The following is a 25,498-nucleotide window of genomic DNA, read 5'->3' on the forward strand; positions in this document are numbered from 1 at the left end:
TCATCCAGCGGTACGGCGACAACGCCCAATCGACACAAGAGGACAAATATCGTGCAGCGCACAATCTACAACGAAGATCACGAAGCGTTCCGCAAGACGATCCGCGACTTCATCGAGAAGGAAGTCGTCCCGGTCCACCACGAGTGGGAACAACAAGGCCACCCGCCTCGCGACTTCTATCGCAAACTCGGCGATCTCGGTATTCACGGCATCCAGGTGCCCGAAGAGTTCGGCGGCGCGGGACAGTCGGGCTTCAAATACTCCGCAATCCTCACGGAAGAAACCGCCCGGGCCGGCGTCACCTTCGGAAACGCCTCCATCCACTCCGATTTGGTACTCCCGTACCTGCTCTCCCACGCCAACGATGAACAAAAGCGGCGCTGGCTCCCGGGGTTCGTCTCCGGTGACATCATGACCGCGATCGCGATGACCGAACCCGGCACCGGTTCCGACCTCGCCGGCATGTCCACCACGGCGAAGCTGTCTGCCGACGGCCGCCACTACATCCTCAACGGGCAGAAGACATTCATCACCGGCGGCGCCCTGGCCGACCTGGTCCTCGTCGTCGCCCGCACCTCAGCACCGACCCCGGACGATCGCCGCCACGGACTGTCCATCCTGTGCGTGGACACCACATCCGAAGGCTTCTCCGTCGGCCGCAAACTCGACAAGATCGGGTTGCGAACATCCGACACCGCGGAATTGTCGTTCGTGGACGTGGGGGTCCCGGTCGAGGACCTACTCGGAGAAGAAGGTCAGGGCTTCAGCTATCTGACGCACAATCTTCCGCAGGAACGCCTCGGCATCGCCGTCACCGGGACCGCAACAGCCGCTGCTGCACTCCGATTCGCTGTCGAATACGTCAAGGAACGTACCGTCTTCGGCAAGCCTGTCTCCTCGTTCCAGAACACCAAGTTCGTCCTTGCCGAATGCGCCACCGAAGTCGAGGCCATGCAGCTCATGACCGATCGGGCCATCGAACTCCACGACGCCGGCGAACTCACCGTCGCCGATGCGGCCAAGGCGAAGCTGTTCTGCACCGAGGCGGCAGGTCGGGTCATCGACAAGTGCCTGCAGCTGCACGGGGGATACGGCTATATCCGCGAATACCCGATTGCACGCCTGTACGCGGACACCCGTGTTTCCCGCATCTACGGTGGCACGAACGAGGTGATGAAGACGATCATCGCCAAGTCGATCGGGCTCTGATCGGCGGCCGGATCACTCGGGAGACGCTGGCCCGTCATCAACCGGCATGAGGTTCCTCCGGGAATCTATCGCGGTCCCCGATCGAGGAACGTGCCGGCACGGTCGTCGACGGCGAGGCGCGGCAAGGTCGGTCCGCCCCGCAACGCAGCGAGGCGAACCGGCCTTGCCGCGCGACGAGTCGACGACACCCACCTGACCGGCAGGGACCGCTCCGGTGGTGCCACGCTGTGATTGCAACGACAAACGCCGCAGATAACATCATTTGGCTAACGAACCGCTGCGAACAATTGACAACTATCTTGACGACGATCGGCCTCGAGCCTGATCACGATAGTGTCAATCCGCAGGTCAAGGCAGCGAGAAGCGCCAACTACGATGACGGTTCACAGCGGCTCTGAATGGTCACCGTAGTTGGCCATTCGTCACCCCAGCTGGCCACTTCGTCAACATTGTTGGCCCATTGGTCAGGACAGTTGGCCAAAGGGCGGCTCCGGATGGACGACGGCTAACGTGAGGATGCGATTTCCCACGGTCGATGATCAAGGAGCTCCGGCATGGCCCTACCGACTCCCTCGAGACGGCGCCTCGGTGTCGTTCTCGCCCTTGCCGGTGCGACGGTTTGGCTCGGATCGGCCCCTGTCGGTGCCGAGCCGGCCACCCCGTCGATTCCCCGCGGCTCCCTCGTGACCGTCAACGACGTGCTCGGTCCGCAGGACCCCGGTTTCTGGAACCCCGATGTCCGGGGAACCCGTATTCTGACGCCGGTCGAGTCCGGGGTGAGGGTGTATTGCGCAAGCGGCTTCGAGCCGACGCCCGGGTGCTCGACACTCGATATGCGCGACTGGTCCTCGCCGCAGCGTGACCTCGCGTTCGTCGACGTACCCATGATCGGGCGGCCGCCACTGCGTGTGTGGATGGACGTCCTCCCCCGTTTGGATGAGGGCACCCTGGGGCAACTGAAGGATCACCTTTTCACACGTTGACACCTGGCCAACATGCGGTTCGTCCGCCAAAGCGGCCGAATTCACGCGGCGGATCCGCGAACAATTGCCAACTATCTCGATCACGATCGCGCCCGAAGGTGGTCACCGTAGTTGGCACACCGCAGGTCAACTCCTCGGGAGTTGCCAACAACATTGACGATTCACAGCCGCGTGCACCCGGCGAAGCCGGAGCCCGGCGTTTCGGGATCGGCGAGAGCTACGTCATAACCGGCGAGCCGTTACGGCTCCGATCGTTCCCCGCCACGAACCAGCCGTCCGGGCCCACCGGCGCGCCCAGCCGCGGCCGGTACTCGGTGTACACCAGCCGCGCGACCAGGCTCAGACAACTGTTCACCCCGGTCTTCGCGAAGATGCTCTTGAGGTGGTCCTGCACGGTGTACGGGCTGATGTGCAGCCGCCGCCCGATCTGCTCCCGCGTCCGGCCCGCGAACACCTGCGCGAGCACCTCCGCCTCCCGAGCGGTCAGGCCGTACGCGGCCACAACCAGCGAGACGATCTCCGGGAACTGGGCCCGTTCGAACGTCAACACGACGCGTCCGGTCGCACGCCGATCGAGTCGCCCGACGCGGATCACGACCCATTCGCCGTCGGTGGTGCGGGTGCGCAGCGTGATGGAGTCCGAGTGCAACGTGCGCTGCCTGATCGCGGCGACCACGACGGGCGCCATCCGATCGAGACCGTCGGGTGGACCCCAGTCGAGGCGTGCGAAGAAGTCCCGCGCCGCCGGCGTCACCAGTTCGAACTCGTTGTCCGGTCCGACGAGCACCATCGCCGGGCCACCGTCGACCTCGGCACACACCTGCGGGGCCTGCCGCAGCAGGGTCGAGCGCATGCCCTCACCGACATCGCGCAGCACGCCCGCGAGCACGTCGACCTCGTCGTCCGTGAAGCCCGAACCCGGCCCGCGGATGAGATCGCCGACCCCCCAGCACAACCCGTCCCGCCCGCGGAAGACCATGCGGAGGTGATCACTCAGTCCGAGCGGGGCGAGGAGCTCGCGATAGGTCCGGCTCTCGCGGACACTGCCGCCGGTCGCCTCGCCGATCGTCCTGATCCCCCGCCGCCGGCGCAGCAACGACACGTAACTGTTCTCCGGCGGGGTGGTCCCGTACTCCAGCGCAAAGGCGAGTTCGCAGGCACGGGTTTGGTCGGCGAAACCGACGGTGGTCGCCGCGGTGGGCACGACGATCGCCGGGTCGACCGGGGCAAGGACGGAGCAGTCGGACGGGACTACCGCAAGGATTGCTTCGAGAGCCGCGCTGCGGAAGTCGACAGCGTCCGTGGCGGTCGACTTCGCATCGTGGATCGCGGCCTGCAACCGGGCGCCGGCTCGCGACGCTGGGGTCATGGTCCGATCCTCCCCCCTCGAATGTGGGATTGGAACCCCCGTGCGATGGTTCGACACTCGAACCGGGGAGAGTTCGACGAGCCGAGGTAAGCCATGACGACCACCAAGCCCACGAGGATGTCCGACGCCGACATCGAGATCATGGGAATCCTGCACGATGCGTTCCGCCGGGACGCCGCGCGCCTGGCGCGGGCCGCACAGCGGGGTGATCCCGAGGATCCCGCCGCTCACGACGCCCTGCTCACCGGATGGCACGGCTTCAGCCGCGAGCTGCACCATCATCACACCGTCGAGGACACCTACATCTGGCCGCTGATGCGGCGCAAGCTCACAGACCGCCCCGACGACGTCGCGGTGCTCGACGCGATGGAGGCCGAGCATGCGCTCGTCGATCCGGCGCTCGCCGCCGTGGAGTCGGCATTCGCCGATCCCGACCACGGTCACGACCGGCTGGCCGACCGGGTCGACGACCTGGTCTCGATCCTGCACTCGCATCTCGCCCACGAGGAGCGCGAGGCGGTGCCGTTGATCCGGGAGACGGTCACCTCCGAGGAATTTCGTGCTGTCTCGAAGCACGCCATCCACGACCTGACGTACAAGGAGCTCGCCGACGCCGCGCCGTATCTGACGGAGGGTGCCCCGGAGAACCGGGTCCGCATCGTGGTCGGCGTGCTCCCGCCTCCCCTGCGGCTGGTCTACCGGTACCGCTGGAATCCGCGGTACCGGCGGGTGCGGCGCTGGGAGTGACGCCACCGCACGGCCGGCCGACACGCCCGATCCCGTGTCGGCATCCGGTGTGCGGCCGGCGCTACCGGGCGCCGGTTCGGTCCCGCGCGGCGCGCCCGCCGCTTCGACCGCCGGCGACGAGTGTGCCCGCGCACAGCACGACGCCGATCACCGCGAGGCCGATCACCGCGGTGCGCATTCCCCACGCCGTGATCGCGACGCCGGCGCAGATGGCGGGGACGGCCAACCCCACGTAGCTGACCGCGAAGAAGGCACCGATCACGGCGCCCTGCGAGCCCGGGGCGTGTTCGAGGGCCGCGGCGTTGACGCTGCGCAGACCACCGGCGAACGCCAGGCCGTGTCCGACGCCGACGACCGCGGTCACCGCGAACAGCAACGCCAACGACGGGGTGAGGTCGACGATCAGCAAGCCGACCATGCCGACGGCGAGCGTCACCAGCCCGAGCCGTTCCGCCCGTCGCCCGGCCAGCCGCCCGGACACTGCCTGGGTGGCGACGGAGACCAGCGTCACCAGGGCCGCCGCGAACGCTCCGACGACGAGGTTCTGCACACCGAGGAGTCCGGAGATCCAGGACGGGACGACCGACTGGAACAGTCCGACCGCACCCCATGCCAACGCGACCGCGATCGTCGAGATCCAGAACGTGCGCCGGATGGTGATCGGCACCGCGGGCAGGCGCAGGAGCCGGGCACCGCGGTCGCGGTCACCGCGGGGCAGCAGGCAGAGGGCGATCACCGCGGGCACCAGGCCGACCAGGAACAGCACGTAAGGAGTGCGCAGTGGATCGGGGAGGTACTGCGCGACGACACCCCCGATCAGGGGGCCGAGCGCGGCACCGAGTGCACCGCCCAGCGAGGACGCGAGGGCTGCGCGGCTGTGGTTGCCGTCGGGTTCGTGCTCGACGAGGGCGGCCGTCCCCGCCGCGGACACCGTCCCGACCGCGACACCCTGCGCGATACGGCCGAGAAACAGCCACGCGGTGTTGTCCGCGAACGCCAGGGTGGCCGATCCGACCACCCCCGCGCCGACCGCGACGGTGAGGACGGCGCGGCGTCCCAGCGCATCCGACAACGGTCCGAACAGCAACAGCGCGGGGATCAGTCCGGCGACGTAGACCGCGAAGATCGCGGTCTGCACGGCCGCACTGAAACCGAACTCGGTGCGGTAGAGGCCGTAGAGGGCGCTGGGCATGTTGGCGCCGATCACCACGATCACCAGGACGTAGAACACCCCATGGAAGTGCCTTCCTCGCCAGCGGACCGGCGGTGCGGCGCCAGCGGGTCCGGTGGAGGCAGCGGGGCCGGTCGAGACGACGGCGTCGGACAGCACATCGGAGGACGTGGGAATCACCTCGGGACAATAGGTAGGACGTCCGACGTAGGATATCCGATGAGCCGCGTGACAGGATGGTCGCGTGTCAGTAGTGCAGCGGGGAACCGCCTACCAGCAGTCACTCGCCTGGCTCCGAGAACGGATCGAAGGTGGCGAGTGGGTGGTTGGAGCCCGGATACCGACCGAGCCCGAACTGATGGCCACGCTCGGCGTCGGCCGCAACACCGTGCGTGAGGCGATCAAGACGCTCACATCCACCGGGATTCTCGAGATCCGTCGCGGATCCGGAACCTTCGTGCGGGCCCGCACCGACATCGGCGGACTGCTCGGCCGCGTCGTCGACGTCACCGAGTTGCTGCACGTGCACGAGGTGCGACGCGCACTCGAACTCGAGGCCATCACGCTGGCGTGCGAACGCCGCACCGAGGACGACCTCACACGGCTGCGCACCGCACTCGACGGGAGGGACGCCGCCAACGGCGACGAGGCCGTGTTCGCCTCCCACGACCTCGACTTCCACCTCGCGATCGTCGCGGCGGCGCACAACCCGGTGCTGGTGGACCTGATCGGCGCGCTCCTGGAACCGATGCGCGCCACCTACTCGTACACCGAGGGCGTGCACGGTCACGACATGTCCACCGCCGACCACCGGGCGGCGGTCGCCGCCGTCGAGGCCCGCGACCCGGCCGCCGCGACCGCCGCCGCCCGCAGCTACCTGGATCTGACCCTCACCGCGGTCCGCATCCGCGCCGGCGGGGGACGCTGAGCGGAGAACGTCTCGACCACGCCCCGACGAGTTGCTGCGTCGCGGCGCAGGCAACCTTCACCCGCGACTGCGCCGGACCCGCCGCACCACCGTCCCGCCGGCGATCGCGATCACGGCCACCGCGCACACCGCGGGCAGCCAGTCGCCGAACCGTACGTACGGCGTCCGCCCCGAGGACGGCTCGAGGTCCACGACCAGCGACCCGGCGCCCGCGGCGGGCAGCCAGGCGAGGACGCGCCCGCGCGCGTCGAACGCCGCCGACACCCCGGTCAGCGCCGCGACCGCGACGGGGCGGCCGGTCTCCGCGGCGCGAACCGCCCCGACGCTCGTCAACTGCGCCGGACCCGAACTGCCCTGGAACGTGGACGTCGAGGTCTGGTAGACGAGAAGCGCCGCACCGCCCTTCGCCTGCTGTCGCGCCAGGTCCGGGAAGGTCAGCTCGAACGAGATGAGCGGCCCGATCCGTGTCCCGCCGGTGTCCATGATCACCAGCTCGTGGCCCGGCACCCGGTTCTGCGCGGTCGCCGCGGTGATGCGGCTCAGCCAGCCGAGCCGATCCCGGAACGGGATGTACTCGCCGAACGGCACGAGACGGGTCTTGCGGTAGGTCGCGACCACCCCGGTGCCGTCGATCAGGGTGGCAGTCTTGGCGATCGCGTCGGTGCCGACGACGTGGGCGTCGGTGCCGACGACGTGGGCGTCGACGTTGACGAGCAGGTCGGCGCCCACCTCGCGGGACAGTGTGGTCAGCCGGGCGAGCACCTCGGGCCGCTCCCCCGGGTCGACATCGACGCTGCTCTCCCCCCACACCACCAGATCGGCCCCGGGTGCCGCGGCGCGGGTCAGCTCCTCCTGTCGAATCATGTTGTCGGCCAGCCCTGTTTCGACCTGGATCAGCGCGACCCGCAGTCGCCCGGCCGTCGCCGGCACCGGTCCGAGGGAGTACCAGGCCGGCCCGGCCGCGAGCGCGAACACCACCGCGGCGCCGCCCACCGCCCGCCCGGACGCACCCGGCGACGCGACCGCGACGACGATCCCGGTGTTCACCGCGACCACCGCGAACCCCACCAGCCACACCCCGCCGACCGCGGCGAGCCCCAGGACCGCGGGGTGACGCCACTGCGTCGCACCGAACAGCGCCCACGGCCCGCCCAGCCACTGCCAGGACCGGACCGCCTCGATCAGCACCCATCCCGCGGGCACCCCGATCACCGCCGCCACGGCACGGCGTGCGGTGAGAACGCCGCGCAGCAGGGTCCACGTGAGCAGGCCCCAGGCGGACCACAGCAGCGCGAGTGCCGCGACGCCGAGTGGAAAGAAGAAGACCAGATTGGGCGCCACCCAGTACTGGGTGGCGGCGACCAGGCCCACCCCCACGCACCAGCCGCGCACCGCCGCGTCCCCACCGGAGCGGGATCCGCGCAACACCAGCAGCGCCGGCACCAGCGCGACCCATGCGAGAAGAGCCAGATTCGGGCCGGGAAACGCGAGGGCAGGCAGGGCTCCGGCAAGCAGCGCGCCGCCGCGCGCCGGCCATCGGCTCACCCCGTCGCGGAGGTCCGTACCGGCGCTCGGGTGGTGTCGCGGACGAACTCGCCGATGCGGACCACCGCACGGGCCGCTTCGGGCAGAATGTCGGCGGCCGCCTGGAAGACGTGCACCTGCCGGTCCCACACCTCGAAGGTCACGGGCACGCCCGCGGCACCGAGACGCTGCGCCATCAGTTCTGCATCCGGGTACAGCATCTCCGTCGACCCGACCTGGATGAGGACCGGTGGCAGTCCAGCGAGCGCGCCGTCGACGGGCGAGACGGTCGGAGTCGCGCCGTCGGCGCGTCCCGCGATGTCCGCGAGGGTGACGAGCACCGAACGGGGAATGAGCGGACACGCATTGCCCTCGGGTCGAGCGAGCTTGGTCGACGGGTCGAGGTCGGTCAGCGGCGACAGCGCGACCAGGGCGGCCGGTTGCCGAAGTCCGAGTTCCGGGAGTGCCAGTGCCGTCGCGAAGGTCAGGAACCCGCCGGCCGAGTCGCCGGCTACGACGATCCGCTCCGGTGGATACCCCTTCTCGAGCAGCCACCGGTACCCCGAGGCGCAGTCGGCGATCGAATCCGCGATCGGATGCCGCGGCAGCATCCGATATCCGACGGCGAGGACGGACGCCCCCGCAGCCGCGGCGATCCGCAGCGACAGCACCCGGTGGGTGTTCAGTCCGCAGGTCAGGAACCCGCCGCCGTGCAGGTAGAGGATCGCGACACCGCCGCCGTCACCGTCGTTGTGGCGCGGCCACCATTCGGCGTCGCACTCGTCGAGGTGGACACGATGCCGGCTCACCCCACGCACCGGCTGCAGGTACCGGACGGACTGGTCGAGCAGCCCCGCCGGCCACAACGGGCTCGGGTACCGACCCCAGACGTTGAGGACTGGTTTGACACCGAGCCGGACGGCATGGGCGAGGATCTGCGATCGGACGCTGGCACCTGGCACGAACAACGGTTCGACGGTGACGGCGACGACGGGAGTCGCCGACCGGCGCCGGCGGACCTGTCCGCGACGTGGGGATTGTCCTGCGGAGGATTGAATTGATGACGGTTGCGTTGTCATCGTGAGCTCCTGGCGAGCACGAACGAACTGAGCACTTGACTACTACGACCCGACCGCGCTGCCTGAGTTCACGGGCAGCTGATTCATGGTACGTGACCTGCGACACATTTACGAGCCCGTAACACGAGGAACCCGAATCCGACCTTGCGGCGGGCCGCCGGGACGATCGGTGGCACACGTGGTGGCCGGTCGGCGCGGACGGGATTACCGTGGAAGTCGAGGGCCGGGCGCGAAGTGGCTACGCGAGGCGCCCACCCTCCCGGCGTGCTGTGCCGCCGGTGCGCGAGTGTGGGAGCCGTGATGGCCACGATCGGCGTGGTGGCCGTGGTGCTGGGCCTGGTGATGATCCTGGTCGAGGCGCACGCGCCCACGGCCGGAGTGCTCTCGGGACTGTCCGCTCTGCTGATCGGCGGCGGCGTCGCGTTGCTCTTCCTCGCCGGCGGGGTCGCGCAGGTCGTCGCGGTCCCGGTCGCGATCGGGCTCACCGGAATCGGGCTGGTCGGCACCGCGGCACTGGGACGGACGATGGTCGCGACCCGCCGGACCCCGGTTCACAGCGGCCCCCAGGCGCTGGTCGGCCGGGAGGCGACCGTGAGCAACTGGGACGGCGCGACGGGTCAGGTCCGCGCCGACGGTGGGCTCTGGATGGCGAAGATCGAGTTCGGCTACCCCCAGACGCCCCGCCCCGAGGCGGGGGAATCCGTCGTCGTCGAGTCGGTGCACGGGCTCACGCTGAACGTGCGCCGCCGCGAATCCTGGGAGGAACTCCCATGACCGTGCTGCTGATCCTGCTGCTGGTCCTGATGATCTTCGCCCTGATCGTCCCGGGCACCGCGATCCGGGTCCTGCGCGAGTACGAACGCGCGGTGGTCTTCCGGCTCGGCCGGGCACAGGGCGTCAAGGGCCCCGGCCTGGTGTTGCTGATACCGGTGGTGGACCGGATGGTCCGGGTCGGCCTGCGGACGGTGACGTTGAACATCCCGGTCCAGGAGGTCATCACCCGGGACAACGTGCCGGCGAAGGTCACCGCAGTGGCGTACTTCCGGGTCCTGGACGCCGATCGCGCGGTGATCGAGGTGGAGAACTTCCTGGCCGCGACCACACAGATCGCGCAGACGACGCTGCGTTCGGTGCTCGGCAAGGCCGAGCTGGACACCCTGCTCGCGGACCGGGACAAGCTGAACGAGGACCTGCAGAAGGTCATCGACCAGCAGACCGAGCCGTGGGGCGTGAAGGTGACCACCGTCGAGATCAAGGACGTCGAGATCCCCGAACGCATGCAGCGCGCCATCGCCCGGCAGGCGGAGGCCGAGCGGGAGCGGCGCGCGAAGATCATCAACGCCGAGGCCGAGTACCAGGCGTCGGCGAAGCTGGCGGAGGCGGCGGCGGTGATCTCCCGGAACCCGACGACGCTGCAGTTGCGGTATCTCCAGACGCTGCGCGAGGTCGGCGGCGACAGCAAGTCGACGGTGGTCGTGCCGCTGCCGGTCGACCTGATGCGGACGTTTCTGACCCCGGGCGCCGCCGTCGACGGTCAGGCCTTCTCGGGCAGCACGAACTCCCCCTGACCGCCGAAGTCGACCTGACGGCGTGCGTTGGCGAGGGCGCTGACGACGCAGGTGCCGATCGGACCGCGACGGTCGTACATCGTCGCGGTGCCGACCGCGACACCATCTGCGCTGATGTGGTCGTCGGCCTCGATCCCCACCTCGACACCCTCGGGCAATCGGGCGAGCACGAGGGTCATGTCGACATTGATGTACCCGACGCCCTCGGTACCCCAGTTGGTCATCAGGCTGGTCGGTTCACCGGCCATCGCGGCCCGCACGAACGGCGAGGGGGGCTCACCCGCGACGACCGGCAGGTGCTGGGCCCACATGCGTTTGCGGCTCGCTCCCTGATGTTCGAGCATCGCGGTCGACCAGCCCTCGGGGTGGTCGTCGCTGCCGAAGAACGGCGGTACCAGTTCGTCGGTGGGCGGCGCGATGTGCTCCGGCGGCGGCGACGGCCGCAGCGCACGGGTCCACACCTGGCCCGGCGGCTGCTGCGACGGCTGCAGGAACACCGCCGTCGCGCGGACCACCGGCCGGCCGTCCTGGATCAGTTCGGCGTCGGCCACGCGGATCCGGTTGCCGTCGCGGACGGCGGTCGTGCGGGTGGTCAGCGGCGCGGTGCGCGCCGGAGCGAACAGGTCGACGGTGAGCCGGGCGGGCACGAATCCGTCTCCACCGTGGCCCTTTTCGAGGGCACGCGCGATCAGCCCGCACAGGGCGGCGCCGTTGACCATGTCGGGCGACCACCTGCTGACGGCGAAGTGTTGCGCAACGAAGCCGTCGGGGGTCGAACTGAAGAACGCGAGCTGGTCGGTCACGGTCGTCGCCTTTCGAAGAGGATCGCCGTCATGATTCCGGGCCGCCCGGCGGCCCGTCCCCGAAACCGTTAATCCATCGAACGGAATTCTTTGTGAGTTTCGCCATAGCGGTCGGCGACTCTGCCCTAACCTGCTCACCGTGGCCCGATTCGCACGATTTCTCGCCCTGCTCGCCGCCGCCCTGACCCTTCCCGCCGTCGCGGTTTCCCCCGCGACCGCGACGCCCGCGGCGGACCCGCTCGGACCCGACTTCGAGTGGGGTGTGGCGACGTCCGGGTTCCAGGCCGAGGGTCCGCCGCCGGACAGCAACTGGTCGCGCTACATCGCGGCGGGCAAGACGCACGATCCGTACGGCAGCGGCCCGGACTTCCGGCACCGCTACGCCGAGGACATCGCCAACGCCGCGGCCATGGGCGTCGACACGTTCCGGTTCTCGGTGGAGTGGGCGCGGGTCCAGCCGACACCCGACAGCTGGGACGAGGCCGAGTTCGCGTACTACGACGACGTGGTGCGGCAGATCCGCGCGCACGGGATGCGGCCGATGATCACCCTCGACCACTTCGTGTACCCCGGCTGGGTCGCCGACCGCGGCGGCTGGCGCACCGACGAGACGATCGGGTCGTGGCTGGCGAACGCGGACAAGGTGATCGCCCGCTACGCCGGTCAGGGCGCCACCTGGATCACGTTCAACGAGCCGACCGCGTTCGTGCTCAAGGAGACCACGTTCGGCGGCATCTCCCCGCTCGACGCCACCGCGGTGCTCGACCGGATGGTGCGCGCCCACCGCGCCGTGTACGACGTCATCCACCGCCTCGACCCGGGCACCCGGGTGTCGAGCAACGTCGCGTACATCCCCGCCGTGATGGACGTGATCGACGGGCAGTTCACCGATCGTGTCCGCGACAAGCTCGACTTCCTCGGTCTCGACTACTACTACGGGGTCTCACTGGACAACCTCACCGCGGCGGCCGCCGCGACCGACAAGTTCTACGACGTCCGCCCGCAGCCGGACGGGATCTACCACGCGGCAATGCATTTCGAGCACAAGTATCCGGAGCTGCCGATCTTCGTGGTGGAGAACGGGATGCCGATGGACGACGGAAAGCCCCGCCCGGACGGCTACACCCGCTCCGACCATCTGCGGGATCACGTCTACTGGCTGCAGCGCGCGAAGGCGGACGGCGCCCACGTGATCGGTTACAACTACTGGTCGATCACCGACAACTACGAGTGGGGCAACTACCGCAACCGCTTCGGCCTCTACACCGTCGACGTGCTCACCGATCCGACCCTGACCCGCAGACCCACCGACGCGGTCGCGACGTACCGGGAGGTGATCGCCGGCCACGGCGTCCCGGCCGACTACCGCCCCGTCATGGCCGACTCGGTGTGCTCGCTGGTGAATCCGCCGCGGAGCTGCCTGGCGACGTCCGGCAGCTGACGGCGCCGGCCCTCCGCCCGAAAGTGGTGCCGGACCTGCCCCTATGCTGTTCGGGTGACGTGGCAGGTGTGGTTGGGTTTCCTCGGCGCGGCGTGGGTGATCAGCCTGTCCCCCGGCGCAGGGGCGATCGCGTCGATGTCGTCCGGGCTCAGCCACGGACTGCGCCGCGGCTACTGGAACATCCTCGGCCTGCAACTCGGACTGCTGCTGCAGATCGTGATCGTGGCGGCCGGGGTCGGCGCCCTCCTCGCGTCGTCGGCGGTGGCGTTCACCGTCATCAAGTGGTTCGGGGTCACCTACCTGGTCTATCTGGGGATCCGGCAGTGGCGGGCCGCGCCGACGGAGGTCGACACCGACAGCGCGAAGCCGACCGGGTCGGCGCTCGGCATGGTGACCCGCGGCTTTCTGGTGAACGCGAGCAACCCGAAGGCCGTGGTGTTCATGCTCGCGGTGCTGCCGCAGTTCCTCGACCCGGCACGGCCGCTGGTCCCGCAGTACGCGATCATCGCGGCGACGATGATCTGCGTGGACGTGATCGTGATGACCGGCTACACCGGTCTCGCCGCGCGGGTGCTGACGTTCATGCGCTCGCCCCGGCAGCAGCGCATCACCGGCCGGGTGTTCGCCGGCCTGTTCTTCACCGCCGCCGGGTTCCTGTCGCTGGTGCGGCGCGCCGCGACGGCGTGAGCGCCGTCGGCGTGAGCGCCCGTCAGGACGACTCGCCGGCGATGTTGACCATCCAGCCGATACCGAATCGGTCGGTGCACATGCCGAACACGTCACCCCACATCTGCTTCTCCAGCGGCACCGCGACCTGACCGCCCTGGGAGAGCTTCTCCCACCAGCCTCGCAGTTCGTCGGCGTCGTCACCGCTCAGGCTCACCGAAAAGTTGGTACCGGGGTTGTGTTCCATACCGGGCGGGGTGTCCGCACCCATCAGGGTGAATCCCTGTGGCGTCTCGAGCATGGCGTGCATGATGCCGTCGGCACCGGGCGCGTCCTTGTCGCCGAACTCGCCGAACGTGCTCAGGTTCAGGGTGCCGCCGAACACACCCTTGTAGAACTCCATCGCCTCGCGGGCGTTGTCCTTGAAGCTGATGTACGGGTTGAGACGTGAACTCATCGCTGCTCCTCGGGTCGGCCGAACAGTGGCGTGGACCACACTACGACATGACCCCGCCCCGATGGCTCGGCGCAGCGAATTCCCACACTCCCACAAAACAACTGGACGTTTGGTCTACAGTCTCGGATCGTGAGCCGTACCGACCCCACCCACAGCGCACCGGATGCGAACCGAAACACCTTCTCCCGGAGGAGTTTTCTCACAGCGAGCGCGGGCGCGGTGGCGGCGGTCGCCACATCGTCACTGCTCCCACCCTCCCTGCAGCGCGCACTCGCGACCCCGGTGCCCCCCGGCGGGCTGGAGTCGGTCGAGCACGTCGTGCTGCTGATGCAGGAGAACCGGTCGTTCGATCACTACTACGGAACGCTGCGTGGGGTCCGGGGATTCGGTGACCCGAACGCGCTGCGGCTCCGGGACGGGGCCTCGGTCTTCGAGCAGCCCGCACCGACCGGCAGGGTGCTGCCCTTCCCCATCCGGGACTCCGCCGCCGCGCAGCAGATGGACGCCCAGAACGTCACCGGCCTCGACCACAGCTGGGAAGGCGGCCACCGGGCGCTTGCCGACGGCTGGCACGACGGATGGGTCGAGGCCAAGACGGGCACCACGATGGCGTACTACGACCGCCAGGACATCCCGTTCCACTACGAGCTCGCGGACGCGTTCACGATCTGCGACGCCTACCACTGCTCGGTGCCGACGTCGACCAGCCCGAACCGCAACTACTGGGTGTCCGGATACACCGGTTTCGAGCCTCCCGCCCCGCTACCGAAGAGCGCGGCCTCGTCGGATCTGGCGGGGTCCTCGGGCGTGACACTGTCGTCGGATCCGGGTCCGGAAGGCCGCGCCGTCACCAACGCCGCCTACGACCCGTGGCACGCCGGCTACGGGTGGACCACCGTCCCCGAGCGGCTGCAGGCGGCGGGCGTGACCTGGAAGACGTACCAGGAGTGGGACAACTTCGGGGACAACAACCTCGAGTACTTCACCACCTTCAAGAAGGTCGGGGCCGCCCTGCTCGGCCACCCCGGCCTGCTGCCCTACCAGCTGCAGACCCTGGCGGGGTTCTACCTGGCGCTGCCGACGATGCCCCCGCCGGTCCAGGACGCGGCGGTGCGCGCGCTCGAGATCGCCGCCGATCAGCTGTCCCCGGCCGACCGTGAGCTGTACGACCGCGCGCTGTACCGGTCCCGACCGGGAACACTCGCGGCCGAGTTCCGGAGGGACGTCGAGTCGGGCAGACTGCCGCAGGTCAGCTATCTGGTTCCGTCCGAGGTCGATTCGGAGCATCCTTCCGGATCGTCACCCGCGGCGAGCGCGACGCTGCTGTACCAGGTGCTCGACGCGATCGCCTCCGACCCGGACCTGTGGGCGAAAACGGCCGTGATCGTGAACTTCGACGAGAACGACGGCTACTTCGACCACGTCCCGCCACCCCGCCCGCCCCGCACCGCCGCCACGGAATGGGTGGGTGACCAACCACTGGGCCTCGGCCCGCGGGTGCCGATGACGATCATCTCGCCCTGGACCGTAGGGGGGTTCGTCTGTTCGCAGGTGTTCGACCACACCTCGGTGGCCCAGTTCCTGGAGAAGCGATTCGGGATCGCCCAGCCGGAGATCGACCCGTGGCGGCGCACGGTCAGCGGGGACCTCACCTCGGTGTTCGACTTCGCCCATCCACGCGCTCGCCCAACCCTCACCCGGCCGCAGCCGACCCCGCCGCTGGAGCCGCGATGGACTCCGACCCCACCCGTCGAGCAGCGAATGCCACTGCAGGAGAGCGGCACCCGGCCCGCCAGGGCGCTGCCCTATCAACCCGGCGCAGACGCCCGCGTGGACACCGCCGCTCGTTCGGTGACGGTGCACCTGTCCAACACCGGTGCGTCGTCGGCACATCTGGCCCTGTATCCGTACGCGGGCGAGTTCGACCTGCCGCGGCATTTCGACGTCCTCGGCGAGATCACGCACACCGCCAACCTGCCCGCCCCACGGTACGACCTGCTCTTGGTGGGCCCGAACGGCTTCCGACGCGAGTTCGCCGGCTCGGCCGAGGGCGCGGCCGCGGCACTCGACGTATCCGCGTCGGCGGACCCTACCGCGATGGCCCTCGACCTGTCGGTGGAGAACCGAGGACCGCACGCTCTGACGATCGTCGTCGACGGGGGCCGCCGGCAACTCGCATCCGGCGGCCGGGCGTCGTGGACGGCTCCGTCGGGCGACGGCTGGTACGACTGCACCATCACCGTCGAGGAGGACCCGGACTTCCGGCGCAGACTCGTCGGACACATCGAGAACGGTCGAGAGAGCACCAGCCAGCCGGCGTGACCACCGCAAGGCACGACATCCCGCTGACCCGCAGAACACCAGGAGGTTTCATGCGCCGCATCCGGCTCGCATCCCTGATCGTCACGAGCACACTGATCCTCGGAGGCGGGATCGCGACCGCACAGAGCAGTCTGCCCACGTCCGGGAGTGGCGGTGGCGGTGGCACGACGCGGACCTACCTCAAGGATGACGCCGGCCGGTCACTGATCCTGCGGGGATTCAACACTGCATCGAGCTCGAAGAGCGCGCCGGACGGCATGCCTGCCTTCACCGAAGCCGACCTCGACCGCGAACAGACCGACATGGGAACGAACTTCGTACGCTTCCTGATCTCGTGGCGTTCCGTGGAACCCGAACCGGGACAGTACGACCAGGCGTACCTGGACCGAGTCGAGGACCGGGTCGGCTGGTACGCCGAACGCGGCTACAAGGTGATGCTCGACATGCACCAGGACCTCTACTCCGGCGCGATCACCCCTGACGGCAGGACCGGCAACGGGGCTCCGGGTTGGGCGACGTACATGGACGGCCTTCCGGTCAACGAAAGGGACCGCTGGGAGCTGTATTACGTCGAGCCGGGCGTCATCCGCGCATTCGACAACTTCTGGAACACCACCGGCAAGCATCCCGAGCTGACGGAGCACTACGCGAATGCGTGGCGGGCGGTCGCCGAACGATTCGCGAACAACGACACCGTCGTGGCGTACGACCTGATGAACGAGCCGTGGGGAGGCTCGCTGCAGGGGCCTGCGTTCGAGTCCGGTCCGCTGGCCGCGCTGTACCAGCGGACCACCAACGCCATTCGGCAGGCCGACCAGGACAGCTGGGTGTGTGTCGCCCCGCAGGCCGTCGGTGTCAATCAGGGCGTGCCGAGCGGGCTCACCAACATCGTCGACCCCCGTGCGGGCGAGCGACGCATCGCCTACTGCCCGCACCTGTACCCGCTGCCCCTCGATCTCGGTGACGGTTACTCGGGTGTGTCGAAGGACCTCACCGACGCGACCATCGAGACCTGGCGCGCAAGCATCGAACACATCGCCGGGAACGTCCTTCAGGGGGCACCGATCATCCTCGGCGAGTTCGGGCTCGACACCACGCTGCCGGGCGCCCAGGAGTACCTCGATCGCGTCTACACCGAGGCTCGGGAGATGGGTGCGGGAGTCGCGTACTGGTCGAGCGACCCCGGTCCCTGGGGCCCGTACCTGGAGGACGGGACGCGGACGATTCTCGTCGACACCGTGAACAAGCCCTACCCGCGCGCGGTTGCGGGCACACCGCACGAGTGGTCGTCGTCCACCGACCACCTCGAGCTGACCATCCGTCCCGACCCCGCCGTCACAGCCCCCACCGAGATCTACCTGCCGCGCAACGGGTTTCCCGGGGATGTCACGGTCGCGGGTGCGGACGTCGTGACCTGGGACCGGCAGAACCGCCTGCTGACGGTGCGGACCGAGACCGGTGTCGACGAGGTGACCGTCACGGTGACACCGGCGGCCTGAGCCCGCGCCGGCGACCGCGTCGGCGCCCGGACACCGCCCGGGCGCCGGCGTCACATGTCGAGACCGAGGTCCAGGACCGTCACCGAGTGGGTGAGCGCGCCGACGGCGAGGAAGTCCACGCCGGTGCCGGCGTAGTCGGCGGCGACGTCGAGGGTCAGGCCGCCGGACGATTCCAGCTTGGTCTTCGGCGAGCGGGTGTTGCGGCGCTGCACCGCGGACTGGGTCTGCCAGAGCGCGAAGTTGTCCAGCAGCACCAGGTCGACGCCCTCCGCGAGAACCTCGTCGAGCTGCGCGAGACTGTCCACCTCGACCTCGCACTCGATGTCCGGCGCGACCTCACGGACCGCCCGCAGCGCAGCGACCACGGACCCGGCGGCCGCGACGTGGTTGTCCTTGATCAGCGCCGCGTCACCGAGACCCATCCGGTGGTTGACGCCGCCGCCCATCCGCACCGCGTACTTCTGCAGCGACCGCAGCCCGGGCAGCGTCTTGCGGCTGTCGCGGATCTTGCAGTCGGTGCCCGCGACCGCCTCGACCCACCGCGCGGTGGCAGTGGCGATGCCGGACAGGTGGCACAGCAGGTTCAGCATCGTGCGTTCGGCGGTGAGCAGGTCCCGGGTCGGCGCGGAGACGGTCAGCACCGCATCGCCCGCCGCCACGGCGGTGCCGTCGTCGACGCGGGCGAGGACCTCGTAGTTGCCCGCGCCGACGACCTCGTCGAGGACGAGCAGCCCGACGTCGATGCCCGCGACCACACCGGCACTGCGGGAGACGACGGACGCCTTCGCGACCGCCCCCTCGGGGACGGTCGCCACCGAGGTGACGTCGGGTCCGTAGCGCAGGTCCTCGTCGAGGGCTACCCGCACCAGCGCGCGGATCTCGTCGCGGTCGAGGCCGTCAGCCAGGGTGGTCATCGTGCTCCTGTCGGGATCGGTTCGGCGCTCACGAGGTCGGTGAGGGCGAGGGTGCCGTCGGGTTCGCGGCGCACGGGCAGCGGCCGCCGCCAGTCGTCGTCGGTGTCGGGGTGGTCGAGCCGGGTGTGGCAGCCACGGCTCTCCGTGCGGGCGGACGCGGCCAGCACCAGCGCGGACGCCGCCGTGGTGAGCGCGGAGTCCTCGAGGTCGGTGACGGTCGACGGCCGCACCGTCTCGCGGCTCGCCAGCGCCACCGACACCGTGGACAGGCCGTCCCCGTCGCGCACGACGGACGCGTGCGCGGTCATCAGCGACTGCACCGTGGCCCGCGACACCACCTCCGCGGCAGGGAGATCCGAGGAGGCCACCTCCACTGAAGTTCCGATGCGCTCGGCTGCGGCCAGCCCGGCGCGCTCTCCGACGACCAGGCCCTCGAGCAGGCTGTTGGAGGCGAGCCGGTTGGCTCCGTGCAGCCCGGTGCGCGCGACCTCACCGGCCGCGAGCAGGCCGGGCACCCGGGTGCGCCCGTGGGTGTCGGTGACGACGCCGCCACACGAGTAGTGCGCGGCAGGCGCGACGGGGATCAGGTCGGCGGCGGGATCGAGGCCCACCTCCCGGCAGGACGCGGTGATGGTCGGGAACCGCTCCGCGAAGCCGTCGACGCGGCGGGCGTCGAGGTACACGTGATCCTCCCCGAGCGTCCGCAACCGTGCTGCGATCGCCTTGGACACCACGTCCCGCGGCGCCAGGTCACCCATCGGGTGCACACCCGCGGTCACCGAATTCCCGTGGGAGTCCACGAGAACCGCGCCCTCGCCGCGCACCGCCTCGGAGATCAGCGGACGCCGGCCGACCCCGCCTGCCGCGAACAGCACGGTCGGATGGAACTGGACGAACTCCAGGTCCGCGACGATCGCACCGGCGTCGAGGGCCAGCGCGATGCCGTCGGCGGTCGCACCGGGCGGGTTGGTGCTGCACGAGTACAGCTGACCGAGGCCGCCGGTGGCGAGCAGCACGGCCGGTGCGTGGATGACACCGACGGCGGTGCTGTCGATGCCGGTGCCGACGGCGGTGCCGTCGATGCCGGTGCCGAAGCCCTTGTCCGACAGGACGACCAGGCCCTGGACGCCGTCGACGCCCGTCACCACCCGCGCGGCGGCGGCACCGAAGAGCACCGGCATGCCCGCTGCGTTCAGCGCCCGCTGCACCTCGGCGCCGGTGGCGTCGCCCCCGGCGTGGATGATCCGGCGGGCGCTGTGCCCGCCCTCGCGGGTGCGCGAGACCTGACCGTCGCGTCCGCGGTCGAACACCGCGCCGAGGTCGGCGAGCGCCGTGACCGCGTCCGCGCCTGCCGCGACGATCGACCGCACCGCCGCCTCGTCGCACAGGCCACCGCCGGCGGCGAGGGTGTCGGCGACGTGGGCGTCGACGTCGTAACCGCTGCTGACCGCGATGCCGCCCTGCGCGTACACGGTCGCGGTGTCGGTGGGGCCGCCTTTGCTGACGGTGAGCACCCGCAGTCCGGCGCGGGTCGCGGTGCGGGCCGCGGTCAGTCCCGCGACCCCACCGCCGACCACGACCAGGTCGGCGTGCGCCTCCCAGCTGTCGTGCACCCCGGCGCCGGGCGCGAGCCCGTTCACTACTCGCCGCCGCCCGGGTTGCCGATCTCGATCATCCGCTGCACGGACTTGCGGGCACGTTCGGCGACCGCGGGGTCGACGTGCACCTCGTCCTTGCCCTCCTGCAGGCAGCGCAGCAGGGCGGCGGGGGTGATCATCTTCATGTACGGGCACGACGCGCGGTCGTTGACGGCCTGGAAGTCCACCTCGGGCGCGGCCTTGCGCAGCTGGTGCAGCATGCCGACCTCGGTGGCCACGAGGACCTGCCTGGCGCCGGTGGCGCGGGCGGCGTCGAGCATGCCGCCGGTGGACAGGATCTTGACCTTGTCCTCGGGTACGAAGCCCTCGCCGGCCAGGTACAGCGCGGAGGTGGCACAGCCGCACTCGGGGTGCACGAACAGTTCGGCGTCCGGGTGGGCCTTGGCCTGGGCGGTCAGCTCGTCGCCGTTGATGCCGGCGTGCACGTGGCACTCACCCGCCCAGATGTGCATGTTCTGCCGGCCGGTGACGCGCTTGACGTGCGCCCCGAGGAACTGGTCGGGCAGGAACAGCACCTCGCGGTCGGGGTCGATCGACGCGACGACGTCGACGGCGTTCGACGACGTGCAGCAGATGTCGGTCAGGCCCTTCACCTCGGCGGTCGTGTTGACGTACGACACGACCACGGCGTCGGGGTACTCGGCCTTCCACTCCCGCAGCTGGTCGGCGGTGATGGAGTCGGCGAGCGAGCAGCCGGCCCGCTCGTCGGGGATCAGGACCGTCTTGTTCGGGCTGAGGATCTTGGCCGTCTCGGCCATGAAGTGCACGCCGCAGAAGACGATGGTGTCCTCTTCGGCCTCGGCCGCGATCCGGGACAGCGCCAGCGAGTCCCCGACATGGTCGGCGACGTCCTGGATGGCCGGCAGCTGGTAGTTGTGCGCGAGCAGCGTCGCGCCGCGCTCCTTGGCGAGTCGTCGCACCTCGGCGGCCCATTCGGGGCCGGCTTCGACGCCGGTGTAGCCACCGGGACCGTCGGTGATCTGACCTGCACCTGCCCACAACGTCGATGTCATGGCCGTTCTCCTTACCGCGAAGCCGTGTCGCTGGTAATGCCGGGGGGCTGCCCGGATTTCCGTTTCGGGGGTTTTCGACTTAGGATCGAAAACGTGCCCAATGGTAACACCCTTCACGAAGTGCTCACCGCGGTGTTCCAGGTTCGCAATGTGAACGACAATCCCGAGCTGTGCGTGCTGCTCTGGCAGCGCGCCCTCGAACCCGAACGCGGCGCCTGGTCACTGCCCGGCGGACTGCTGCGCGACGACGAGGACCTGAAGACCTCGGCGCGGCGGCAACTCGCCGAGAAGGTCGACGTGCGGGAGGTCGCGCACCTCGAACAGCTGTCGGTGTTCTCCGATCCGCACCGGGTGCCCGGCGTCCGGCTGATCGCCTCGACATTCCTCGGCCTCGTCCCACTCGACGCCGACCCGGACATTCCCCCGGACACCGCCTGGCATCCGGTCTCAGCTCTCCTCCCGACCGCATTCGATCACGGTGTCGTCGTCGAGCACGCCCGCACGCGACTGGCCGCGAAACTGTCCTACACGAACATCGCGTTCGCGCTCGCGCCCGACGAGTTCGCGATGTCGACGTTGCGTGAGATCTACTGCGCGGCTTTGGGTTATCAGGTGGACGCGACGAATCTGCAGCGCGTCCTCGGTCGGCGCGGGGTGCTGGTCGCGACCGGCGCGACCGCCGCTCCCGGACGTTTCGGCGGCCGTCCGCCCGCCCTGTACCGGTTTGCCGAGTCGCGGTTGCGCGTCACCGACGAGTTCGCCGCGCTGCGGCCCCCCACCTGATCCCGCGAGAGGGCAGTTATCGGGGCAACGGCCGCGACGCGACGTCGGCAGGTGCACGCTCGACGGCGGCGGAGGGGGCGGTGCGACCGAGATCGGGACGCGAGCTGAGCGAGACGAGCAGCAGGTACACCAGCGACGCCGCGAACGGTTGCGCGATCAGCGCCATCATCGTGCCGAGCCCCGGCGTCGCGGGCACGATCTGCCCCAGTTCGAGATCCTCGACCCCAGGGAAGCGCAACCGGGCCACCCCGAGCCCGACGACCGCGGCGGCGGATGCGCCGACCACGGAGCCGACGACCAGCCCGATCACCTGCGCGACTCCGCGGTGCGCCCGCCGCGTCCAGACTGCGACCGCCGACAGCACCCCGAGGATCGCCCCCAGGCACAGGAACAGCGCAACCGCGTCGAACTGGTGACCGCTCTCCCCCGTCAACGACACGGCGCCGCCACCGGAGACGACCAGGAAGTGCTGTGCGGGCACGAGCAGACCCCAGACGATCCCGGCGAGCGCGCTGACCACGACGATCCCGACGACGACGCGGGCGGCCGCGGCCGTGTCGGCCCGGCGGGTCCGGCGCTCCGCCGCGGTGGGCGCGTGCTGCGCATCGGGTGTGTCGGTCTCGGTGGTCACGATCATCCACCTTAGAGGTGCACCGCGAGGTGCCACGCACGACGCGGACACGGCTCCGGATCGTGCGCGCCGGACCTCACGAGCGCGAGGGCTTCGGCTCGGGCCGTCGGCCGGGGCGTCCCCTTCAGTGCGCTCGGCCGGGGCGCCCCCCTCAGTGCGCCCCGGCCTGCTCAGCGCCGCTCGCCCTCCGTGGAGTCGCTGACCCCGTGACGCGAGCATTTGGCCCACCAGCCGTCGGGACTGACCTGCACGATCATCCGGCGACCGCAGTGCTCGCAGAAGCGGGGCGGCTCGAGCCCCATCTCCGCGGCGGCGGGCACCGAATCCGGGACGCCGGGCACGATCCGCAGCCCCGTGTACGGGTTGTACCGCTCGGCCACATCGGTGACAGGCGTGTCCATAGCGGGTACTCCTAGATGGTCTGGTTCAGGGCCTTGATCGGCATCTGCAGTTCGCCGAGCAGGTCCAGGTCGGATTCGGCGGGACGACCGAGGGTGGTCAGGTAGTTGCCGACGATGACGGCGTTGATGCCGCCGAGGATGCCCTGCTTGGCGCCGAGGTCGCCCAGGGTGATCTCCCGGCCGCCGGCGAAACGCAGGATCGTCCGCGGCAACGCGAGCCGGAATGCGGCCACGGCCCGCAGCGCGTCGGCCGCAGGCAGCACCTCGAGGTCGCCGAACGGGGTGCCGGGGCGGGGATTGAGGAAGTTCAGGGGCACCTCGTCGGGCTCGAGCTCGGCCAGGTTCGCGGCGAACTCGGCGCGCTGTTCGAGACTCTCCCCCATGCCGAGGATGCCGCCGCAGCAGACCTCCATGCCGGCCTCACGGACCATCCGCAGGGTGTCCCAGCGTTCCTCCCAGGTGTGGGTGGTGACGACGTTCGGGAAGTGCGACCGGGAGGTCTCGAGGTTGTGGTTGTAGCGGTGCACGCCGATCGCGGCCAGCTGGTCGACCTGCTCCTGGGTGAGCATGCCGAGCGAGCACGCGACCTGGATGTCGACCTCGCCCCGGATCGCCTCGACACCGGCGGCGACCTGCGCCATCAGCTTCTCGTCGGGCCCACGGACGGCCGCGACGATGCAGAACTCGGTGGCGCCGGTCTTGGCGGTCTGCTTGGCGGCCTCGACCAGGCTCGGGATGTCGAGCCAGGCGGCGCGGACCGGGGACGCGAAAAGCCCGGACTGCGAACAGAAGTGGCAGTCCTCGGGGCAGCCGCCGGTCTTGAGCGAGATGATGCCCTCGACCTCGACCTCCGGACCGCACCACTTCATGCGCACGTCGTGCGCGAGCGAGAGCAGGTCCTCTAGCCGATCGTCGGGCAGCTGCAGCACCTGCAGCGTCTGCTCCTGGGTCAGGCCCTCACCACGCTCGAGGACCTGCTCCCGCGCGATCGCGAGGATGTCGGTGCGGACGGGGGCCTGGGTCACGGGTAGCTCCTGAATGCCGGGCGAGTGTTCCGGTCGCGAAGTGATTAGCTCGACGAACTTGAACACCGTACAAGTTGAACGCCGTTCAGGTTAGGGTCGTGGTGAAATGGTGTCAACCAACACCGACGGAAACGGACAACACGTGCAGCTGCGACGAGCCGACGTCCTGGCCGGGGCGATCACCATCCTCGACGAGTACGGCCTGGGCGACCTGACCATGCGCAGGCTGGCCACCTCGCTCGGCGTGCAGCCCGGCGCGCTGTACTGGCACTTCCCAAACAAGCAGACGCTGCTGGCGGCGATCACCGACGACATGCTCGGCCGGGTGTCCGGGCCGATCGACGCATCCGCGTGGGACGAGCGCCTCGACGTGCTGGCACACCGCATCCGGGACGCACTGCTCGCCCACCGCGACGGCGCGGAGCTGGCGGCCGCCTCCTACGCGGCACGACTGGCGACCAACGACGCCCGCGACACCCTGGCACGGTCGTGCACCGAGGCCGGACTGCCGGCCGACGAGGCCGAGTTCGCCGCCGACACGCTGCTGTTCTACATCCTCGGGCAGACGACGGACGAGCAGTCCCGGATGCAGATGGACAGCCACGGCGCACTCACCGAGGACGCCTCGCCGCTGTACGACAGCACCAGCGGCACAGCGCGTTTCGACTACGGACTGAGCCTCTTCGTGGACGGCGTCCGCAGCCGGCTCGGCGAGCACGCCCGGCGCTGAACCGCGCCCGGGCGCACCGGATCTGCCGGGCGGGTCAGTCGGACCCGGGGAACGCTCCCGGACCCGGCTCGACCGCGCAGAAGCTCTGCCCGCACCACGGCCCGACACGGACCCAGCCCGCGTCGAACAGCACCCTGTCGTAGATCCCCGGCTTCCACCGGGCCGCCGAGTCGAATTCCACGACCGCGACCTCGTCACCGCCGTGTCCACTGACGACGCGGATACACCGGTACGTGCGCGCACGCTCGAGCGGGTCGGGGCTCTCGACCCAGCGGGTCTCGCCCTCCGGGTCGATGACGGCGGTGCACTCCCCCACGGGCACACCACTTTCGGCGCGCTCGACCTGCGTCACCTCGGCAAGCGACCCAGCGGCTCCCGACATTGCATCCATTGCCACGGCGAGCGCGGCGGCGGCCTGGTCGAGCTGAGCACCGACGGCCTCGCGGTTGCCGAGATCCTCTGCGGCGGAACGCAACCGAGTGATCAACTGCGCCACCTCGCGCACCGTCTCGATCGACTCCGCGACGCCGAGCTGCACGACCCGAGGATCGATCACTGCGTCACCGCCACGAGCGCG

The 25,498-nt window shown here is 69.8% G+C and carries 25 protein-coding genes; 12 read left to right on the forward strand and 13 right to left on the reverse strand.

Annotation, left to right across the window (positions count from 1 at the left end):
* Positions 1 to 51 precede the first annotated feature (51 nt).
* Together ACWEPG_RS18780 and ACWEPG_RS18785 are read left to right on the forward strand one after the other, a co-directional pair.
* A complete protein-coding gene (locus ACWEPG_RS18780) occupies positions 52 to 1,209 on the forward strand; it encodes an acyl-CoA dehydrogenase family protein (RefSeq protein ID WP_452594981.1) in 1,158 nt (385 codons plus the stop codon).
* 683 nt (positions 1,210 to 1,892) lie between these two features.
* Positions 1,893 to 2,192 (forward strand): hypothetical protein, encoded by a 300-nt coding sequence (locus ACWEPG_RS18785; RefSeq protein ID WP_452594982.1) that lies wholly within the window; start codon positions 1,893 to 1,895, stop codon positions 2,190 to 2,192.
* Between the two features lie 217 nt (positions 2,193 to 2,409).
* Here the strand turns inward: ACWEPG_RS18785 and ACWEPG_RS18790 are convergent, their stop codons facing one another.
* The gene (locus tag ACWEPG_RS18790) at positions 2,410 to 3,561 is read right to left on the reverse strand and encodes a helix-turn-helix transcriptional regulator (RefSeq protein WP_452594983.1); all 1,152 of its coding nucleotides are present in this window, start codon (positions 3,559 to 3,561) and stop codon (positions 2,410 to 2,412) included.
* Positions 3,562 to 3,654: 93 nt separating this feature from the next.
* On the opposite strand from ACWEPG_RS18790, the gene ACWEPG_RS18795 reads away from it, so the two are divergent.
* On the forward strand, positions 3,655 to 4,308 hold the full coding sequence (locus tag ACWEPG_RS18795) for a hemerythrin domain-containing protein (protein ID WP_452594984.1): 654 nt from the start codon (positions 3,655 to 3,657) through the stop codon (positions 4,306 to 4,308).
* Between the two features lie 61 nt (positions 4,309 to 4,369).
* On the opposite strand, the gene ACWEPG_RS18800 is transcribed toward ACWEPG_RS18795, so the two are convergent.
* Complete coding sequence (locus tag ACWEPG_RS18800) at positions 4,370 to 5,659, reverse strand: MFS transporter (protein WP_452594985.1); 1,290 nt, start codon at positions 5,657 to 5,659, stop codon at positions 4,370 to 4,372.
* 64 nt (positions 5,660 to 5,723) lie between these two features.
* On the opposite strand from ACWEPG_RS18800, the gene ACWEPG_RS18805 reads away from it, so the two are divergent.
* A complete protein-coding gene (locus ACWEPG_RS18805) occupies positions 5,724 to 6,407 on the forward strand; it encodes a FadR/GntR family transcriptional regulator (RefSeq protein WP_450114802.1) in 684 nt (227 codons plus the stop codon).
* Between the two features lie 57 nt (positions 6,408 to 6,464).
* Here ACWEPG_RS18805 and lnt read toward each other — a convergent pair whose 3' ends face one another.
* Positions 6,465 to 7,952: an apolipoprotein N-acyltransferase gene (gene lnt / locus ACWEPG_RS18810; RefSeq protein WP_452594986.1), complete on the reverse strand. Its 1,488-nt coding sequence runs from the start codon at positions 7,950 to 7,952 to the stop codon at positions 6,465 to 6,467.
* Positions 7,949 to 8,893, reverse strand: coding sequence for an alpha/beta hydrolase (locus tag ACWEPG_RS18815; protein WP_450114800.1), 945 nt, complete (start codon positions 8,891 to 8,893; stop codon positions 7,949 to 7,951). Before ACWEPG_RS18815 ends, lnt begins: the two co-directional genes overlap by 4 nt.
* Before the next feature lie 417 nt (positions 8,894 to 9,310).
* Here ACWEPG_RS18815 and ACWEPG_RS18820 point away from each other — a divergent pair, with 417 nt between their 5' ends.
* Both ACWEPG_RS18820 and ACWEPG_RS18825 read left to right on the forward strand, forming a co-directional pair.
* The gene (locus tag ACWEPG_RS18820; RefSeq protein ID WP_450114799.1) at positions 9,311 to 9,784 is read left to right on the forward strand and encodes an NfeD family protein; all 474 of its coding nucleotides are present in this window, start codon (positions 9,311 to 9,313) and stop codon (positions 9,782 to 9,784) included.
* On the forward strand, positions 9,781 to 10,578 hold the full coding sequence (locus ACWEPG_RS18825) for a slipin family protein (RefSeq protein WP_452594987.1): 798 nt from the start codon (positions 9,781 to 9,783) through the stop codon (positions 10,576 to 10,578). Before ACWEPG_RS18820 ends, ACWEPG_RS18825 begins: the two co-directional genes overlap by 4 nt.
* Here the strand turns inward: ACWEPG_RS18825 and ACWEPG_RS18830 are convergent.
* Positions 10,545 to 11,381: a thioesterase family protein gene (locus ACWEPG_RS18830; RefSeq protein ID WP_452594988.1), complete on the reverse strand. Its 837-nt coding sequence runs from the start codon at positions 11,379 to 11,381 to the stop codon at positions 10,545 to 10,547. The two genes, ACWEPG_RS18825 and ACWEPG_RS18830, sit on opposite strands and share 34 nt — an antisense overlap.
* A gap of 166 nt (positions 11,382 to 11,547) precedes the next feature.
* Between ACWEPG_RS18830 and ACWEPG_RS18835 the strand changes: the two genes are divergently transcribed.
* Complete coding sequence (locus tag ACWEPG_RS18835) at positions 11,548 to 12,822, forward strand: glycoside hydrolase family 1 protein (protein ID WP_452595054.1); 1,275 nt, start codon at positions 11,548 to 11,550, stop codon at positions 12,820 to 12,822.
* A gap of 54 nt (positions 12,823 to 12,876) precedes the next feature.
* Positions 12,877 to 13,509, forward strand: coding sequence for a homoserine/homoserine lactone efflux protein (gene rhtB, locus ACWEPG_RS18840; RefSeq protein WP_452594989.1), 633 nt, complete (start codon positions 12,877 to 12,879; stop codon positions 13,507 to 13,509).
* Positions 13,510 to 13,531: 22 nt separating this feature from the next.
* Here rhtB and ACWEPG_RS18845 read toward each other — a convergent pair whose 3' ends face one another.
* A complete protein-coding gene (locus ACWEPG_RS18845) occupies positions 13,532 to 13,945 on the reverse strand; it encodes a VOC family protein (RefSeq protein ID WP_450114795.1) in 414 nt (137 codons plus the stop codon).
* A gap of 129 nt (positions 13,946 to 14,074) precedes the next feature.
* On the opposite strand from ACWEPG_RS18845, the gene ACWEPG_RS18850 reads away from it, so the two are divergent.
* Together ACWEPG_RS18850 and ACWEPG_RS18855 are read left to right on the forward strand one after the other, a co-directional pair.
* Positions 14,075 to 16,267 carry a phosphocholine-specific phospholipase C gene (locus tag ACWEPG_RS18850; protein ID WP_452594990.1) on the forward strand — a complete coding sequence of 731 codons (2,193 nt, stop codon included), beginning with the start codon at positions 14,075 to 14,077 and terminating at the stop codon, positions 16,265 to 16,267.
* 50 nt (positions 16,268 to 16,317) lie between these two features.
* On the forward strand, positions 16,318 to 17,766 hold the full coding sequence (locus ACWEPG_RS18855; protein WP_452594991.1) for a cellulase family glycosylhydrolase: 1,449 nt from the start codon (positions 16,318 to 16,320) through the stop codon (positions 17,764 to 17,766).
* 50 nt (positions 17,767 to 17,816) lie between these two features.
* Here the strand turns inward: ACWEPG_RS18855 and nadC are convergent, their stop codons facing one another.
* From nadC to nadA, 3 genes are read right to left on the reverse strand one after another with little or no spacing between them, the layout of a single operon-like run.
* Entirely contained in the window at positions 17,817 to 18,680 is an 864-nt protein-coding gene (nadC, locus tag ACWEPG_RS18860; RefSeq protein WP_452594992.1) for a carboxylating nicotinate-nucleotide diphosphorylase, read from the reverse strand.
* The gene (locus ACWEPG_RS18865; RefSeq protein WP_452594993.1) at positions 18,677 to 20,320 is read right to left on the reverse strand and encodes an L-aspartate oxidase; all 1,644 of its coding nucleotides are present in this window, start codon (positions 20,318 to 20,320) and stop codon (positions 18,677 to 18,679) included. Before ACWEPG_RS18865 ends, nadC begins: the two co-directional genes overlap by 4 nt.
* The gene (gene nadA, locus ACWEPG_RS18870) at positions 20,320 to 21,351 is read right to left on the reverse strand and encodes a quinolinate synthase NadA (RefSeq protein WP_450114790.1); all 1,032 of its coding nucleotides are present in this window, start codon (positions 21,349 to 21,351) and stop codon (positions 20,320 to 20,322) included. Before nadA ends, ACWEPG_RS18865 begins: the two co-directional genes overlap by 1 nt.
* A gap of 93 nt (positions 21,352 to 21,444) precedes the next feature.
* On the opposite strand from nadA, the gene ACWEPG_RS18875 reads away from it, so the two are divergent.
* On the forward strand, positions 21,445 to 22,134 hold the full coding sequence (locus tag ACWEPG_RS18875) for an NUDIX hydrolase (protein WP_450114789.1): 690 nt from the start codon (positions 21,445 to 21,447) through the stop codon (positions 22,132 to 22,134).
* Positions 22,135 to 22,150: 16 nt separating this feature from the next.
* On the opposite strand, the gene ACWEPG_RS18880 is transcribed toward ACWEPG_RS18875, so the two are convergent.
* The 3 genes from ACWEPG_RS18880 to bioB form a co-directional block, all read right to left on the reverse strand.
* On the reverse strand, positions 22,151 to 22,765 hold the full coding sequence (locus ACWEPG_RS18880; protein WP_450114788.1) for a DUF2567 domain-containing protein: 615 nt from the start codon (positions 22,763 to 22,765) through the stop codon (positions 22,151 to 22,153).
* Between the two features lie 170 nt (positions 22,766 to 22,935).
* Positions 22,936 to 23,166, reverse strand: coding sequence for a biotin synthase auxiliary protein BsaP (bsaP, locus tag ACWEPG_RS18885; protein WP_450114787.1), 231 nt, complete (start codon positions 23,164 to 23,166; stop codon positions 22,936 to 22,938).
* Positions 23,167 to 23,177: 11 nt separating this feature from the next.
* Complete coding sequence (bioB, locus tag ACWEPG_RS18890; protein WP_450114786.1) at positions 23,178 to 24,191, reverse strand: biotin synthase BioB; 1,014 nt, start codon at positions 24,189 to 24,191, stop codon at positions 23,178 to 23,180.
* Positions 24,192 to 24,333: 142 nt separating this feature from the next.
* On the opposite strand from bioB, the gene ACWEPG_RS18895 reads away from it, so the two are divergent.
* Entirely contained in the window at positions 24,334 to 24,921 is a 588-nt protein-coding gene (locus ACWEPG_RS18895) for a TetR/AcrR family transcriptional regulator C-terminal domain-containing protein (RefSeq protein WP_450114785.1), read from the forward strand.
* A 34-nt stretch (positions 24,922 to 24,955) separates the two neighbouring features.
* Here the strand turns inward: ACWEPG_RS18895 and ACWEPG_RS18900 are convergent, their stop codons facing one another.
* On the reverse strand, positions 24,956 to 25,477 hold the full coding sequence (locus ACWEPG_RS18900; RefSeq protein ID WP_452594994.1) for a hypothetical protein: 522 nt from the start codon (positions 25,475 to 25,477) through the stop codon (positions 24,956 to 24,958).
* Positions 25,478 to 25,498: the final 21 nt, after the last annotated feature.

Source organism: Rhodococcus sp. NPDC004095, assembly GCF_053604015.1.

Excerpts from the sequence above, each read along its gene's own strand:
- ACWEPG_RS18790 (WP_452594983.1), bottom strand. The coding sequence starts at position 3,561 with ATGACCCCAGCGTCGCGAGCCGGCGCCCGGTTGCAGGCCGCGATCCAC.
- ACWEPG_RS18795 (WP_452594984.1), top strand. The coding sequence starts at position 3,655 with ATGACGACCACCAAGCCCACGAGGATGTCCGACGCCGACATCGAGATC.
- ACWEPG_RS18820 (WP_450114799.1), top strand. The coding sequence starts at position 9,311 with ATGGCCACGATCGGCGTGGTGGCCGTGGTGCTGGGCCTGGTGATGATC.
- ACWEPG_RS18825 (WP_452594987.1), top strand. The coding sequence starts at position 9,781 with ATGACCGTGCTGCTGATCCTGCTGCTGGTCCTGATGATCTTCGCCCTG.
- ACWEPG_RS18845 (WP_450114795.1), bottom strand. The coding sequence starts at position 13,945 with ATGAGTTCACGTCTCAACCCGTACATCAGCTTCAAGGACAACGCCCGC.
- ACWEPG_RS18855 (WP_452594991.1), top strand. The coding sequence starts at position 16,318 with ATGCGCCGCATCCGGCTCGCATCCCTGATCGTCACGAGCACACTGATC.
- nadC (WP_452594992.1), bottom strand. The coding sequence starts at position 18,680 with ATGACCACCCTGGCTGACGGCCTCGACCGCGACGAGATCCGCGCGCTG.
- nadA (WP_450114790.1), bottom strand. The coding sequence starts at position 21,351 with ATGACATCGACGTTGTGGGCAGGTGCAGGTCAGATCACCGACGGTCCC.
- bsaP (WP_450114787.1), bottom strand. The coding sequence starts at position 23,166 with ATGGACACGCCTGTCACCGATGTGGCCGAGCGGTACAACCCGTACACG.